Origin of the sequence: Parasphingomonas zepuensis, assembly GCF_036663735.1 — a bacterium.
In the GTDB taxonomy this organism is placed as follows: Bacteria; Pseudomonadota; Alphaproteobacteria; order Sphingomonadales; family Sphingomonadaceae; genus Sphingomonas.
The window spans coordinates 231646-248095 of the sequence record NZ_JAXOJO010000002.1; the positions used below are offsets into that span (position 1 = coordinate 231646).

Consider the following 16450-nt stretch of genomic DNA (forward strand, 5'->3'; position numbering starts at 1 on the left):
GACATGCACCATCTACGCAAGCAGCGAGTGCCTTTTCAGATCATCGGCCAGAATGTGGTCAATGCGAGCTGGAACGGCATCGGCACGACGATCGCCGTGAACCAGTCACTTGCGATGCCGCAAACCCCGAACGGCACCACGATCCTTGGCTGGGTGAATCAGGCGCCACAAAATACTGCCGGACAGCTGTCAGTCACATCGGGCAGCAGCGCGCCATGCATTCTGGATGCGCCGGCACTGGCCGCGCAGCCGAGCGTGCTGATGAACAATTGGAGCGCCAATAATCTCAACGTGACCAATATCAGCGTGAACAATAACACGCCGATCTGGGTGTGCCTTTATGGCCCGGGCATTCCCGGCCAGTCGCCGATGACGCTGAAGACCGACGGAACGCCGCTCGGGCTCGCGACCGGGCAGAGCGCGATGGCGACCGCGTCGCCGCAATTTATGCGGCTTGCCCTGAGCGGAACGAGCCCGAAATTGTGCATTTTCGCCATTATCGGCGGTCCGCCCGATACCACCGGCAACAATGGCTATGTCATTGCCGTGAACGCTGCGTCCAATACCGGGCCCGGGACGGGCCTGCCCCCGCCGGCCGGATATTATGCGACCACAAGCAGCAATATCTATCCGTTTCAGTTCAACTGGGGCTCGAGTAAAATCTATGTCGTCAACATGTCCCCGGCCACCTCGTCTTCGGCCCAGGTGACCCTCAGTCCCTTGTGAATGCAGCGCTCGCCGTTGCGGGGCTGTCGCTGATGGCGCAGCCGATATCCTATCTCGTGATCGATCAGGGCACCGTCGATGCGACGTGGGACGGCGCCCCCCAGGTTCTGGTCGAAAATCAGAACGCCGTGATGCCCCAGACGCCCAATGGCACGATGATCTTCGCCTATTGGAACCTCAGCACGCAGAACAATGCCGGCTCCATCGCCATAACCTCGGGTGGCGGCACACCGACTTTCAGGAATGTTCCGGCGCTCACCAATCAGCCATCGGTGTGGATGAACAACTGGAAGAGCAATAATCTCAGCGTGACCAATATCAGCCCGAACAGCAACACGCCGATCCAAATCCAGGCGATCGGGCCAGGCATCCCGGGGACCAGACCATTGCCGCTCCCGGTCGGCGCGAGTGGCCAGCAGCTCGCCTATGGCCAGACGGCGCAAGGCCTCGCTCAACCTCAATCCATGCAGTTGCTGATCCAGTCGACCAGCTCGACCACCGGCATTCTCGGGCTCATTGGCGGGCCGGTCGATGTCGATGGCAATAACGGCTATGTGATCGCGGTGAACTATTCGAGCAACAGCGGCCCGGGTACCGGCGTTCCTGCACCCGAAGGCTATTATGCGACGACGACAAGCAACAGCTATACCTTCCCGTTAAACTGGGGCAGCGGCGTGGTGTTCGTGGCAAATCTGTCGTCTCTCAACGCAGCGTCGCTCAAGATTGTGTTGCGCGCCCTTTAGTTCCGGCGCGGGGTGAGCCATGACTTGCGACAGGTGACGCTCCAGCCCACCTGCCGGAGACGACGAAACCGGCAAACGATCCGCCGCCGCAATAAATTTGCGGTATCCGGGGCCTCGCTCGTCTTACTGGTGAACCAAAGAAAGGCTGCGGACGATCCATATGGGCGATGGGCGGGCCTCTGCTGACGATCGGCGCGATGACGCGCGCATCGATCAGCTCTCGCGTCGCTATCATGCCGCACTGCTGCGCTACTTCGCTCGGCGCGGTTTCCTGCCGAGCGATGCGCAGGATCTCACCCAGGATGTTTTCGTCCGCTTGTCGAAGCACCATGCGCTTGATGGCGTAGCCAGCGTCGAAGGGTATCTGTTCGCGATCGCCGCCAACGTCGCGATCGATTTCGCGCGCCATCACAAGGTCCGCAAAGGCCTCCCGGCGACCGACTTTTACGAGGCGGTGCAACTGACCAGCGATTTCAGCCCCGAGCGGTTGCTGGAGGGGCGGCAGGAACTCGTCCGGATCGTCGCGGCGCTGAACGAGATGCCCGAGCGCATGCGCAACATCTTCATCCTCGCCAGGCTGGAGAATCTGCCCCGCGCGGAAATCGCGCAGCGGCTGGGCATCTCGAAAAGTCTGGTCGAGCAGCAGATCGCGCTGGCGACAGCGTGCCTTGCCGAGCGCAGGAGGCGGTTGTCATGAGCGATAGTCCGTTGCGTCGACCGGGCCGGCCCAAAGCGGTCAGCGAAGCAGCTGCCGTCTGGGCGCTGCGCCAGGAGGCGGCGGCGCTGAGCGAGGCTGAAGAGCGGCGCTTCGTTGCCTGGCTGGGCGAAGATCCCAGCCACGGCCCGGCCTATGAGGATGCGATCTGGGCGCTGGACGCGGTGGCCCGGCATGCCGGCGAACCCGATATCATGGCGCTGCGCGGCGCGGCGCTCACCGCGGGCGGCAAACGGGATAGCTATTGGGGCTGGAGTGCGGCGCTGGGGCTGGCGGCCGCCTCCATCGCGGTGGTTGTGCTATCGACCGCGACCCCGATCACCAGCCCTGCGGAAAGCCCGAGGATCGGCAAGGCGACCAGGGTCGCGGAGGAAACGAGCGATCCCGCAAGGAGCATCTATCGCACGAGCATCGGCCAGCGCTCGGCGATCGAACTGCCGGACGGATCAGTTGCCACGCTGGATACCGACAGCCAGATCCGGGTCGCTTATGGGCCGACCGAACGCGGCATTTACCTGCTGAAAGGGCAGGCGCTGTTCCAGGTCGCGCACGGCAAGCGTATTCCGTTCAAGGTCTATGCGGGCAGCCAGCGGATCACCGCTGTGGGAACGATCTTCAACGTCCGCCTGGAAGGCGCCGAAGTCCAGGTGGCGATGGTCGAGGGATCGGTGAAAGTGCGCCCCGCCGCGGCGGCGGCACGCGATCTGGCATTGCCGGTCAAGGAAATGACGCTGACGGCCGGGGAGGCGCTGACCGCCGATCTCGCCTCGCCCCTGCTCGTCCGGAACGTCGATGTTGCGCAGGTGGTGAGCTGGAAGGGCGGTGTGCTCATGTTCAACGATACGCGGCTGTCCGACGCCGTGGCGGAGATCAACCGCTATACGCAGCGTCCGATCGCGATCGCGGATAGCGCCGTCGGCAATTACCGGATCAGCGGCGTGTTCAAGTCGAACGATCCAGAACATTTTTCGCAGGCTGTCGCCGAAGTCCTGCCGGTCGAGGTGACTCATGCGCCCGATGGTGCACCGATATTACGGGCGCAGCCGATAACGCCAAAATGACACCTTTTTTGTGGTGATGCGACTGTCACTCGTCCCTGTGGGCAAGAGAGATTAATCTCGGACATTGGGGGAGTGACGCATGGACAGCCGGGTAAACCAGCGGGGGAAATATATCTGGCTGACGCAGTGTCTCGCCTTGGCGTTGGTACCGGTACCAGCTAATGCGCAACGGATTCAGCGCGCCGTGTTCGATATCCAGAGCAAGGATCTCGGCACCGCACTGACCAATGTCGCGCGGCAGACCAATCGCGAAATCTATTTCTCGTCCAATCTGACCCGCGGCAAACGCGCGCCGCGTCTGCGCGGCCAGCTGACCGTCGAGCAGGCGCTGAGCCGGCTGCTGGACAATTCAGGTCTTCGGTTCAGGTTCGATCCCAATGGCTCGATCGTGGTGGAGGCGACGTCGGGAAACGCGCCGCGCGGTGATCAGAACGCCGCGTCCCAGCCGCAAAACCCACCCGCTACAGCTCCCGCTATGCCGGGCGAGACTGATCCGTCCGATGCCGAAAAGGAGATCACGGTCACCGGATCGCGCCTCGGCCGAACCACCTTCAATTCACCGACCCCGGTCAACGTGGTGGGGCAGGAGCGCGTCCAGGATCTCAACATCACCAACGTCGGCGAGGCGCTGAACCAGATCCCCGCCTTCCGTCCGCTGACGACCCCGGCGACCAACTCGTTCCGGGCAAGCGCGAACATCGCGGGCCGCAGCCTCGACCTGCGCGGCCTGGGGGCGAGCCGCACGCTGACCCTCATCGACGGCCGGCGCACCGTGCCCAGCGGTGACGACGGGAGCTTCGATCTCAACTCGCTGCCGTCGATCATGATCAGACGGTCCGAAATCGTGACCGGCGGGGCCTCGGCGGCCTATGGTGCGGATGCGGTGTCCGGGGTGGTCAACCTGATCCTCGACACGCGCATGACTGGCCTGAAAGCCGAGACGAGCTATGGCATCAGCGAGCAGGGGGATGCCCGCAAGGTCTATGCGGCGTTGATGGCTGGAACCGGTTTTGCCGATGGGCGCGGCCATATCGTCGTCGGTGGGGAATATTCCGATGAAGGCGGCGTCGGCGATTTCAACGCACGCGACTGGAGCAGGCAGTACCACAACTTCATTCCCAACCCGTTCTTCTCCACCAATCCGGCGCTGAGCAACGGGCTTCCGGCCACGGTCGCGACCGACAATGTGCTCTATGCGCTCAATCCGGCCGGCCTCATCTCCATCGTCCATCCGCTCCAGGGATCGCAGTTCGACAATGATGGCAATCTGATCCCGTTCCGCTTCGGCGAACTGTTCAACAAGGCGAAGCCGAGCAGTCTGATGGTCGGGGGCGATCCCAGCGTGCAGGATGTCTATGGCTTCAACAACACGCCACTGGTGGTGCCGACATCGCATTATTCGGCGCTGGCGCACGGTAGTTTCGAACTATCGGACTCGCTTACCGCATCGGCCGAGCTTTCCTACGCCCGCGTGATCGGCGGGCCCGCGAGCGGCTCGATCAGGGCCGACCAGGCCGGCGCGATCCGCATCCTGCGCGACAATGCCTATCTGACGCCTGCCACCGCCGCGGCGATGGACGCCGCCAAGACCAGTTTCCTGCCGATCAACCGCTCCAACACCGAACTGGGCGGATCGGACTATGTGTCGCGCAACAACACCTGGCGCGGCTTCTTCGGGCTTGAGGGGCGGTTCGGGAGCGGCTGGCACTGGGACGCCTTCTACGATTACGGGCAGACCGAGGGCACGCTCACCTCCAAGGGACAGCGCATTACCGCGCGCTGGCAACAGGCGCTGGACGCCGTGTTTGCCCCGGCCGGTATCGCCGGCATTCCAGCTGGAACGATCGTCTGCCGCTCGACGCTGACTAATCCGACCAATGGCTGCGTTCCCATCAACATCATGGGCGCGGGGAAGATCACCCCAGGCGGTGCCGCCTGGGTGCTCGCCACTGCGTTCCAGACGCGCAAATTCACGCAGCATCATGTCGGCGCAAATCTGCGCGGCACCTTGTTCAGCGGCTGGGCCGGCGACATCTCGGCCGCGGCTGGCATCGAATATCGCACCAACCGGTCGGAGGGTGCCGCCGACGCGCTGAGCGTTTCGGAGGCATTCACCTCGGTTAGCGCAAGCATCCTGCCGCGCACGACGCAGAAGGTCACCGAAGGCTATGCCGAGGTCAACGTGCCGCTGCTGAAGGATTCGGCTTTCGGCAAGTCGCTGGAGGTGGATGCCGCGGTCCGGCAGACTCATTACAGCCTGTCGGGCAGCGCCACGACATGGAAAGTCGGCGCTGCCTATGAACTGAACGACGAATATATGCTGCGCGTGACACGCTCGCACGATATCCGCGCGCCGTCACCGCTCGAGCTGAATCCGAACACGCGCACCCTGCTGCTGTCGCAGTCGGATGTGAAATACGGCGTGCAGTATCTCATGCCGTCCACTTCCGGCGGCAATCCCAACCTGAAGCTCGAAACGGCCAACACGCTGACGATCGGCGCCGTGTTCAAGCCGGCCTGGCTGCCCAGGTTCCGGCTGTCGATCGACTATTACGACATCAAGGTATCCGACGCGATCGACGTGATCAGCGCGCCGCTCGCGGTGACCCTGTGCCGCGCGGGCACCAACCCGGAAGTGTGCACGATCGGCACCGACGCGAACGGCAATCCGGATCGCATCCTCCGGCTGTTCGCCACCTATCAGAATGTGAATACGTTGCACGCACGCGGGTTCGAACTCGTCTCCAACTATTCGTTCGATCTGTTCGCCGGGACCGTCAATTTCACGCTCAACGGCAATTATGTCGACACGCTGTCGACCACCATTCCCGACGGATCGGTCAAGGAATTCTCCGACGTCACCGGCAATGCCGGATCGGCGACCGCGTTGTTTGGGGTGCCCAAATGGCGTGCCGATGCGGTGATCGGCTATCAGCGCCCGAACTGGGCTATCACAACGCAGTATCAGTTCATCCCGGCCGGTATTCTCAACCGCGATTGGATCGGCCCGGATCAGGCGCGATACAGCCCGTATCTGCCCAACAGCATCAACGACAATCGGGTCGATTCACGCCTTTACGTGAACCTGAACGGACGGGTGAAGCTGCTCGGCAAGGACGACCACAAGATCGAGCTGTTCGGGGGCATCAACAATCTGTTCGACAAGGATCCGCCGTCGAACCTGCGCCTGTCGGGCAATCCGGTCTATTTCGATCCCGTCGGCCGCAGCTACAAAATCGGGTTGCGGGCTGACTGGTAGCCGGGGGGCTGGTGCCGGCGGCCGCCCGACTGCCGGCACCTTTTTCCATCTCCGGGCGATCGTGCGCACTGCATTTTTGGGGGTTAGGTGATGATTGGATTGAGGCCATGGCCATTGTGCCTGGCGGCTGCCGCGCTTTTGATGGGAATAACGACGGCGACCGCCCAGGTGGTCCTGTCGAAACAGGAATTTCCGACGCCGGGGGCCGCCGATCGCGCCTTGCTGAAGGACGCGATAGATATCCACGCGCATCTCGATCCGGACAGCTTCGGCGCGCACAGCGCCCAGGCGGCTCGTGCGCTGGACGTCATGGACATGGCGAAGCAGGCGCGGAAGCTGCGCATGCGCGGCTTCGTGATCAAGCAGCATTACGATCAGACGGCTCAGCTGGCCTATGTGACCGCCACGGCCAACCCCGGCATTCAGGTCTTCGGGATGCTGTGCATGAACCTGACGGTCGGCGGTCTCAACCCGGATGCGGTGTATCACTTCGCCGAAGTGAAGGGCGGGCTGGCGCGCATCGTCAGCATGCCGACCTGGGACAGCGAGAATAATGTCCGCCAGTCCCGCAACCCGACGCGGAAATCCGTCGCGGTCTCGCGCGATGGCGCCTTGCTGCCTGAGGCGAAGGCAGTGATCGCGGCAGTCGCCGCCGCCAGGGTCCGCGACAGCGGTGCGGCGCTTGCGCTATCGACCGGCCATGTCTCGGCGGCGGAGGCGCTGCTGGTCGTGGCGGAGGCGCGGAAGCAGGGGATCGTCGGCATCGTGGTGACTCATGCGGTGGGCGCGCCGATCAACATGACCCTGGCGCAGATGCAGGAAGCCGTCCGGCTGGGCGCTTATATCGAGTTCGTCGGCAGCTTCGTGATCGGCGAGCACGCCAATTTCACGAGCCGCCAATATGCCGACGCGATCCGCGCGCTGGGCCCTGACCATGTCATCCTGAGCAGCGACAGCGGGCAGGTGAACCGCCCCTATCCGCCCGACATGCTGGCGTTGATGGCCGGACAGCTGCGGCGCGAGGGACTGACGGTCGCGCAATTGCGCACGATGATGGTCGACAACCCCGCGCGCCTGCTGGGCGTGGCGGCTGGCCGATGACGTCCTCGCCGATTTCGGAAAAGTCCCTCCAGGAGAGCGCCACCATGCGTCGCCGTACATTCCTCGCCTCGCTGGCGGCCGGCGCGACCGCCGCCCTGTCCAGCCCGGCATTCGGCGCCCGCCCGCGAATGAAGCTCTATGATACCCATGCCCATTTCTATTCGAACGATTTCGAGCATTACCCCCTGAGGGCTGACGTCGCGCCGGCAGCACTGGCCAGGGCCAGAGCGCATCCGATGACGGTCGAAGCGATGTTGGAGATGTGGCGGCAGGCCGGCGTCGAGCTGGGCTGCGGGGTGCAGTACAACACGACCTATGCGACCGATAATCGCTACCTGCTGGACGTCGCAGCCGCTCACCCCGACCGCATCAGGCCCGTGGTGATCCTTGGTCCGACCGATCCGGCGACCCCTGCCGCGCTCGGCCGCATGGTTAAGGACAACCGCATCTGTGGGGTCCGCTTCGCCGGTCCGCCCGACGACGCGGGCAATTTCCCTTTCCTGACAGATGCCGCCCGCGGTGCGTGGGAAGCCGCCGATTCACTCAGCCTGATCGTCGTGCTGATGCCGTACCGATCGCACCTGCCCGAAGCGATGAGCCGCATCGGCGCGCTCGCGACCCGCTACTCCAATGTGACCATCGTCCTCGACCATATCGGCTTTCCCACCCCGGCGCCCGGCCCGAATTTTGGTTTCAGCCCCGCGCACCTGGCGCTCGCGGCGCATGGCAACGTCTATTACAAATATACCAGCCTGTTGATCGAACAGCTGCAGGCCGGCGGTGTCTCGCCTCGGGAATTCCTGAAATTTGCCGTCGGCATCTACGGCGCCGAGCATTTCGTCTGGGGTTCCGACATCGGCAATACCGAGGGTGATTATGCGCATCTCGTACAGATGGCGCTCGATTCCGCGGATGGCCTGACGCGCGCCCAGCAACGCGCGATCTTCCATGACACGGCGCAGAAATTGTTCGTGCCTGGCGGCCGGGGCCGCGCCTGACCGTAGTGACCGCCGCAGGGATATGACGGGAGGGATCACATGCGAAAAGCCGTGCTTGCGCCGATGCTTTGCCTATTGTCGTTCACGGTTCCGTACGGCGCCGTGGCGAGGGCAGGGCAGGCGCATCTCCTCGACCGCGTCGCGATCGAGGATCTGATCGCGACATATCTCTACCGCCTGGATCATGGCGGCACGGCATCGCTCGCCGATCTGTTCACTTCAGACGGCGTGTTCGAAACCATATCGGGGCAGAAGCGGGGCCGCGCGGCCATCAGCGCCTATTACGCGAAGCGCTCGATCACGCGGACCACACGGCACGTCTCCACCAACCGCTATATCGTCTTCGACGACGATACCCATGCGCACGGTGTCTATACGCTGACTTATTACATGGCAGAGGGCACGCCGCCCTTTCCTGCGTCCGCCCCGGCCGGCATTGCCGACTATGCGGAAAAGTTCGAGCGCGGCGAGGATGGCAAATGGCGCTTTTCCTATCGCAAGGCGACGCCGGTCTTCGGCTTTGCCGCGGAGGCGCTGCCGGTGCCGCGTAAATAGGGGGCGCGATGGTGCTCGACTGAACTGCCGGGCGCCGTGATGTAGGCAGCGTGATCGCGTGGCGGGCGACCGGGGCTACGTGCGCATGACGCGGACGTGGCCGGGCGAGCCAGCGCGACGCTAGAAAAAATGTCGGTGTCTGCGGAGCCGAAAACTTTTTCGCATTTTCCGGTGAGGGGCTGCAATTCCGTCGGTGTCTCAGGGGGCAAATGGAGACATCGACATGCACATTGCCTCACACCGCTCGGTTTTGCGGCGACGACCCGGGTGCACCGTGACTTGGCCTCTTACTTGAGGTGCCGGCCTCGTCGCGCGCTGATTATTCGGCCTGCGGCAGGCCGGGCTCTCGCTTGCAAATCCTGAGCTTGGTCCGACCCGAGCGAAATAAACGGGGTGGCCCACAGCTTGTCCGCGGCAAGCCGCCAACGGCGGAATTTCGCGAAACCACAATATTGGGAATCGACATGCGTCAAATTCTTGGCTTCTGTAATCATGTTATCGTTTCGGCAGGCGTCCTCTTCTGGACCAATTCCGCCGCAGCCCAGACGTTAACGGAAATCGAAAAGCCGCTCACCGCTCCTGGGCAAGCGTCCGAACATCCTGGAGAATCCGGCGGACCGGACGGTGACCCCGGTGGCGATCACATCTCGATCGGCGTCGGCGGAATGTATCAGCCCACCTATATGGGCTCCAACAAATATCGGCTTCAGCCGCTGCCTGTCATCGACATCAAGCTCGGGCACTTCTTCGCCAATTTCCAGAACGGAATAGGCGTCGCGCCGGTGGACAACGAAATTTTCACGGCTGGTGTCGGTATCGTCATGGCAACTGACAACTATAGGCGCAAGGATGTGCCGAACCGGTTCAACAAGATAAGTATGGGAGCAGGCGCACGCGGCTTCGTCAGTGTTCGGCAGTTCGGCCTCGAGGCCACGGCCGGCCTTACCCAGATATTCGCAGGCGGCACAAAAGGCATGATTGCCGATTTCAGCCTGTCGCGCCCCATCATGGTGAACGAGCGGCTGTTCCTCAATCCCTCGATCGGGACGAGATGGGCAAACGCGAAACACAATGACCGCTTCTACGGGGTGGATGCGCGTCAGTCGCAGGAATCGGGTCTTCGGCAGTTTCGCTCAGGTTCGGGTTTGCTTGATGCGAAGGCAGAGCTTGGGCTGCAATATCGGCTGACGGACCATATCGGTTTGGGTGCGATGGGCGGTGTCACGACGCTGCTGGGCGACGTCAAGAACAGCCCGATCGTAACGAAGAAGACCGCCCCTTTTGGCATGGGTTTCCTGACCTACAGCTTCTGACCGGCCGGGGCATATGGGATTTCGCGTTATCCGGGCGGGTGCAGTCGTCGGGTCGCAAAGGGCGCCGGGAGCAAAACTGCCTCCCGGCGCCCGGATCCCAACGACCGATCAATTTGTCAGTGGCAGGCACGACCTGTGCTGATGGTGGACACTATATCCCTATGGCGACCTTCCTTCGCGCTGGAATGGCTTTTCCCGCCATCTTGCTTGGCGCATGCGCCCTGCAACCCGATTATCGTCGACCAGCACTCGACATGCCGACTTCATGGACCAACGGCGCTGGTGGATCGCTTCCATCGCCGTCGACGGTGCTCATGGACCGGGCAAACTGGTGGTCGCAGCTGGACGATCCGGCCATAGATCATCTCGTTTCGGTGGGTCTGATCGATAACCCGACACTGGCCGAGGCGGCCGCGCGGGTTGAACAGGCGCGTGCCCTGGTCGCGGTGCGCGGCGCTGGAAAGGTGCCGGCGATCGGTATCGAGGGCAGCGTCACGCGAACGCGTGATCGCTTCGATCCCTCGGGCGGCCCCAGCTATCAGACGTCTGCTGCCCTTGGCCCCCGGCTCTCCTGGGAACTCGATCTCTGGAGGCGGGTGCGTGAAGGCACGAATGCCGCGCGTCATCGCGTCGGCGCACGAACGGCGGAGGCGAGAAGCGCGCGACTATCGATCATCGGAGATATCGCCGACAATGCTATCGCGCTGCGTGCATGTATCCTGACGCAGGAGGTGCGCGACCGCGACATCGCCTCACGAGAAACCGAACTGACGATCAGTCGCGCCCGGCTCGCCCTGGGCAGTATCGCGCCGGTGGCACTAGCGACGGCCCAAAGCAATCTCGCTTCCACCCGCACCGATCGGATTGCGCAGGAAGAAACATGTCTGCGGCTGGTCGATGCCCTGGTGGCACTGAGCGGGCTGGAAGCATCGAAGGTTCGCAGCCTTATCGCTATGCATCCGCATGGCGCGGCCACGCACGACCCGGGTCAGGGCGTGCACGAACCCTGGCTGCCTGTACCACCGTCCTCCGGCCTCGCGCTTCCCGCGACCATATTGCTGGGAAATCCCGGCGTGATGGCGGCCGAAAACGAGGCGGCCGCGCGCTGGTCGGAAGTCGCCGTCGCCCGCGCCGAGCGGCTGCCGCGGATCGATCTGGCGGCGGTGCTCACCGGGCAGTGGATAGGGGCTCTCGGGTCGGGTACGTCCTTTACGAGCAATTCCCTCGGAGCCACGCTTTCAGCGCCGCTGTTTGATGGTGGGGCAGGAGCGGGTAACGTCCGTAGGGCGCAAGCCGCCTACCGCGAGGCGGTTGCGCAACTCTCCCTGGCTGTTCGCACCACCATCCGCGACATCGAGGATGCCCTGGCCGCCCGGCAGTCGGCCGCGCTGCGCATCGAGACCTCCCGGGAAACGCTGGATACCGCGCGCTTCGCGCTCGACGCCAACGCGGCGCGCTGGCGCGCCGGCGCGATCTCGCAGTTCGAGCTGGAAGACAGCCGCCGGCAGTTCAACCGTGCGCAGCAAGGCGTAATCGCTGCGGCGGCCGATCGCGCGCGCGCATGGGTGGCGCTGATGCGGCGGACCGGTCCCGCCGCCGATCAGGAAGCCCTGCCAACGCTGGAAAGCGAGAATAAGCCCCAATGAACGGCTCCACCACAGCGATGTCCGAAATCGATGCTGCGCCGAATGGCAACGGCTTAAGGTCGCCATCCCGAAGACGTGCTTGGGCGATCGGTATCGGTCTGGTGCTCATGCTGGCGATGGGCGTAGCGCTGTATCATATCATTCTGCGACCCGAGGACAGGCCGACGGCGTCCGGGCAATCCCGTGCCGCGCTCACCGTCACGACGGCGACGCCACGGCGCACGACATGGCCGGATGTTCTGATTGCGCAGGGCGCCATTGCACCGTGGGAAGAAGCCAGCATCGGCACCCAGATCGGCAGCTACCAGTTGATCGAGCTGCGTGCGAACGTCGGCGATCAGGTGCGGCGCGGACAGGTCCTTGCGCGGCTCAATGCGGCTCTCCTGCGCGCGGAGGAGGCGCAATTGCTGGCCCGGCGTGATCAGGCGGATGCCAATGATCGCCGAGCCCGGGGGCTCCAGGGCGCTGGCGGCATAAGCGATCAGGATGCGCTACAGTTTGCGACCGAGGCCAGGACCGCGTCAGCGCTTCTGGCGGCCAAGCGGCTCGAACTGCAATATACCTCTATTCGGGCACCGGACGATGGCGTGATCAGCGCGCGCAGCGCGACAACGGGCGCGGTCGTACCCGCGGGACAGGAGTTGTTCCGCATGATCCGCAAGAACCGTCTCGAATGGCGCGGTGAACTGACGGCGCAGCATATCGAGGTCGCGCGGCGCGATCAGATGATCACTCTCAGCCTTCCCGGCGGCAGCGATGCGCGGGCGAAGATCCGCGAGTTCGCGCCAACACTGGATGCCGCATCCCGCCTTGGAATTGTCTATGCAGATATCCTGCCCGGCAGTCGCGCGCGCGCGGGTATGTACGCCAGTGGCGCCATCGCTGTGGGCGAGTCCAAAGCACTGGTCGTTCCGGCCGAGTGCGTGGTGATACGCGACGGTCGCAGTTACGTCATGCTTCTGTCCACACCGGGCAAGAGGTCGGACGTCGCCTTGCGCGCTGTCACGACGGGACGTCGAAATGACGATCAGGTCGAGATCGTCCGTGGTCTCTCCGGCGCAGAAATTCTGGTGCGACGGGGCGCGGCATTTCTGGATGATGGCGATGTGGTCGACATCGCAGACGCCGGAAAGGCTCGACCATGAACTTCGCTACCTGGTCGATCCGCAATCCGATCCCGTCGATCCTGCTGTTCATTCTTCTGGCGATCGCGGGCCTGTTCGGCTTCTCGCGATTACCGGTGCAGGATCTTCCCGACATCAACCTGCCGTTGGTATCCGTTTCCGCGGTCCTGCCCGGGGCTACGCCCACGCAATTGGAAACCGAAGTCGCAAGGCCGATCGAGGATGCGGTCGCCGCGCTGGAAGGGGTGCGGCACGTTACGACGACGATCACGGACGGCACGGTCGGGATCGAAACGGAGTTCAGCCTCGAGACGATGTTGTCCGACGCGCAGATGCGCACCAAGGACGCGATCGACTCCATCCGTTCGGATCTGCCGTCGGCCTTGCTGCCGCCCACGGTGACGACCACCAATTTCACCATGGAACCAATATTGGTGCTGGCCGTCCAGTCTCAGCGCATGAATGAGGCGGAGCTGAGCTGGTTCGTCGATGACGCCATCGTCCGGGCGGTCCGCGCAGTCCCCGGTATCGGCAAGGTCGAGCGTGTCGGCGGCATAGAGCGCGAAGCCCAGGTCATCGTCGATCCCGTCCGTCTTTCAAGTGTAGGCGCAACCGCCAGCGATGTCTCGCGTGCGCTGCGGCAGATGCAGCAGCAATCTTCGGGCGGTCGCGGACAGCTCGGCGGGGAAGAACAATCGATCCGTACCGTCGCACTGGTCGGGCAGGCATCCGAGCTGGCGATGTTGCCGGTGATATTGTCGGATGGACGAAGGATACGGCTCGATCAGGTCGCGACGATCCGCGATAGCAATGCGGATCGCACGCAAATCGCCATGCTGGACGGCAAGCCGGTCGTCGGTCTTAATATCTATCGGGCAAGGGGAGCTGGCGAGGTCGCGGTCGCAGAAGGCGTAAGGGCCGCACTTAAAGAACTGGAGAGCCGGACACCCGGACTAGCGCTGACCCCGGTAGGAGGGTCGATCGACTATACGATCGAGCAATATGAAGCATCGATTGCAATGCTCTACGAGGGGTCGTTGCTCGCCATTTTTGTCGTCTGGCTGTTCCTGCGCGACTGGCGGGCGACGATGGTCGCGGCGACCGCGCTTCCGCTATCGATCCTGCCGACCTTCGCCGCGATCTACTGGCTCGGGTTCACGCTCAACACCCTGACCCTGCTCGCGCTGGCCGTGGTCGTAGGCATCCTCGTCGATGATGCCATCGTCGAGGTGGAGAATATCGAACGCCATCGGCGCATGGGCAAACCGGCGCTGCAAGCAACCGAGGAGGCGGTCAACGAGATCGCCAAGGCCGTCATTGCGACCACGCTTAGTCTGGTGGCTGTATTCCTGCCTACCGCCCTGATGACCGGCTATGCCGGATTGTTTTTCAAGCCTTTCGGTTGGACCGCAGTCATTGCCGTGCTTGCCTCCCTTCTGGTCGCTCGCCTGCTGACACCCATGATGGCAGCCTATTTCCTGAAGGGGAACGGGCGGACCGAAACCGAAAATGCGCGCGTCATCCAGGAACGGCTCTACATCTCGAAGGTCCGATGGTGCCTGGCTCACCCCAAAGCCACTATCGCCGCGACACTGGCGTTTCTGGCCGCGTCTCTCGCACTCCTGCCCTTGATCCCGACTGGCTTCCTTCCGTCCGACGACCGCAGCCTGACCGAAATGTCGATCGAACTGCCACCGGGAACAGCCCTGCAGACGACGGTCGAGACAAGCGAGCAGGTACGTGGGGCGCTGTCGCGAGTGGAGGGCATTACGAATGTCTTCACCACCATCGGCCAGTCGGGTGAATCGACGTCAGGGGAGATCCGCCAGGCATCTCTGAGCCTCATCCTGGCGCCGCGGGGAGACCGCCCGTCCAAGACGTCAATCGAGGCGGCCGTCCGTGAAAGCCTGACCGGCGTTCCCGGAGCCCGCTTTTCGGTCGGCGATGGCGGTAGCGAAAGGCTCGAACTCATCCTTGCCAGCGAGGACGTGCAAGCGCTCGGCCAGACTGCGCAGAGCCTGGTCCGTGAGCTGCGCGCGCTTGGCACATTGTCGAACATCAACTCGACGGCCAGTGCCGAAAGGCAGGAAATCGTGATCCGGCCCGATCTCCAACGGGCAGCCGAGCGTGGCGTAACGACCGAGGCGATCGGCGATGTGGTGCGGATCGCAACGCGTGGCGATTTCGACGCTCAGGTCGGTCGCCTCAATCTCGACAACCGACAGATATTCATCCGAACGCGCATGGCCGACGAAGCGCGCCGGAATCTTTCCACACTTGCCAATCTGCGTGTCGCCGGCCGCGATGGCGTCGTCGCTCTGGAGAGTATCGCCGACATTTCGCTGGCAAGCGATCTTTCGAGGATCGACCGCTACGATCGAAAGCGCTTTGTCGCTGTGAGTGCCGACCTGAACGGGATGGCGCAAGGTGACGCATTGGCACGGGTCGAGATGCTTCCCGCCATTCGCGCCATGCCTTCGACGGTATCGCTCATCCCGGACGGCAGTGCGCAGATTGGTGAGGATATTTCCGCGGGCTTCCTGACCGCGCTCGCCGCCGGCGTGCTGTGCATCTATTGCGTATTGGTGCTCCTGTTTCGGGATTTCTTCCAGCCTGTCACCATTCTTTCGGCTCTGCCGCTTTCGATAGGCGGGGCCTTCCTTGCGCTCTTTCTGAGCGGCAGCGCCCTGGTTCTCACGGCCATGATCGGCCTCGTCATGTTGATGGGTATCGTTGCCAAGAATTCGATTCTGCTGGTCGAATATGCGATCCTGGGGATGAAGAGCCACGGACTATCGCGTGAGCAGGCTCTGCTGGAAGCCTGCCGGATGCGGGCGCGCCCGATTATCATGACGAGCGTGGCGATGATCGCAGGCATGGCGCCGCTTGCCCTGGGCATCGGCGCAGACGCCAGTTTCCGTCAACCGATGGCGATTGCAGTCATTGGCGGCTTGCTGACCTCCACTGTGCTGAGCCTGCTGGTCGTGCCGGTCATCTTCGAGCTGGTGGACGACCTGGAGCAAAGCGCTCGCCGGCTATTCCGGCGAGCGTCTCATCAACCTCAATCTGGACATGCAACCCTATGATCTTTTCCTCCTTACTCGTGGTTGCGTACGTGGCGGCTTGGGGTTCAGTGCCCACTGCTCAGTCTGCGCCGGCAATGGATCAGGCGTCGGAAAGGCGAGCCGAGCAAAAGTCCGCCCCGCAAC

12 protein-coding genes are annotated in these 16450 nt (G+C 63.2%); all 12 read left to right on the top strand.

Annotated elements, in window-relative coordinates; genetic code table 11:
* The first annotated feature begins 3 nt into the window (after positions 1–3).
* The 12 genes from U1769_RS07555 to U1769_RS07610 all read left to right on the top strand — a co-directional run bounded on the left by U1769_RS07555 (position 4) and on the right by U1769_RS07610 (position 16327).
* Complete coding sequence (locus U1769_RS07555; RefSeq protein WP_332714329.1) at positions 4–726, top strand: hypothetical protein; 723 nt, start codon at positions 4–6, stop codon at positions 724–726.
* A 32-nt stretch (positions 727–758) separates the two neighbouring features.
* Positions 759–1469, top strand: a complete 711-nt coding sequence (locus U1769_RS07560; RefSeq protein ID WP_332714331.1) for a hypothetical protein — start codon at positions 759–761, stop codon at positions 1467–1469.
* 160 nt (positions 1470–1629) lie between these two features.
* Positions 1630–2166, top strand: coding sequence for an RNA polymerase sigma factor (locus tag U1769_RS07565; protein ID WP_332714333.1), 537 nt, complete (start codon positions 1630–1632; stop codon positions 2164–2166).
* Positions 2163–3245: a FecR family protein gene (locus U1769_RS07570; RefSeq protein WP_332714335.1), complete on the top strand. Its 1083-nt coding sequence runs from the start codon at positions 2163–2165 to the stop codon at positions 3243–3245. Before U1769_RS07565 ends, U1769_RS07570 begins: the two co-directional genes overlap by 4 nt.
* Positions 3246–3324: 79 nt before the next feature.
* Positions 3325–6504 (top strand): TonB-dependent receptor, encoded by a 3180-nt coding sequence (locus U1769_RS07575; protein ID WP_332714337.1) that lies wholly within the window; start codon positions 3325–3327, stop codon positions 6502–6504.
* A 141-nt stretch (positions 6505–6645) separates the two neighbouring features.
* Positions 6646–7605: a DUF6282 family protein gene (locus tag U1769_RS07580; RefSeq protein ID WP_332714339.1), complete on the top strand. Its 960-nt coding sequence runs from the start codon at positions 6646–6648 to the stop codon at positions 7603–7605.
* 44 nt (positions 7606–7649) lie between these two features.
* Positions 7650–8603 (top strand): amidohydrolase family protein, encoded by a 954-nt coding sequence (locus U1769_RS07585; protein WP_332714341.1) that lies wholly within the window; start codon positions 7650–7652, stop codon positions 8601–8603.
* Between the two features lie 39 nt (positions 8604–8642).
* The gene (locus U1769_RS07590; protein WP_332714343.1) at positions 8643–9158 is read left to right on the top strand and encodes a nuclear transport factor 2 family protein; all 516 of its coding nucleotides are present in this window, start codon (positions 8643–8645) and stop codon (positions 9156–9158) included.
* Between the two features lie 464 nt (positions 9159–9622).
* A complete protein-coding gene (locus tag U1769_RS07595; RefSeq protein WP_332714345.1) occupies positions 9623–10471 on the top strand; it encodes a MipA/OmpV family protein in 849 nt (282 codons plus the stop codon).
* A 161-nt stretch (positions 10472–10632) separates the two neighbouring features.
* Positions 10633–12117 (top strand): efflux transporter outer membrane subunit, encoded by a 1485-nt coding sequence (locus U1769_RS07600; protein WP_332714347.1) that lies wholly within the window; start codon positions 10633–10635, stop codon positions 12115–12117.
* Positions 12114–13262 (top strand): efflux RND transporter periplasmic adaptor subunit, encoded by a 1149-nt coding sequence (locus U1769_RS07605; protein ID WP_332714349.1) that lies wholly within the window; start codon positions 12114–12116, stop codon positions 13260–13262. The genes U1769_RS07600 and U1769_RS07605 overlap by 4 nt, the downstream gene beginning before the upstream one ends.
* Positions 13259–16327 carry an efflux RND transporter permease subunit gene (locus U1769_RS07610; protein WP_332714351.1) on the top strand — a complete coding sequence of 1023 codons (3069 nt, stop codon included), beginning with the start codon at positions 13259–13261 and terminating at the stop codon, positions 16325–16327. Before U1769_RS07605 ends, U1769_RS07610 begins: the two co-directional genes overlap by 4 nt.
* Positions 16328–16450: the final 123 nt, after the last annotated feature.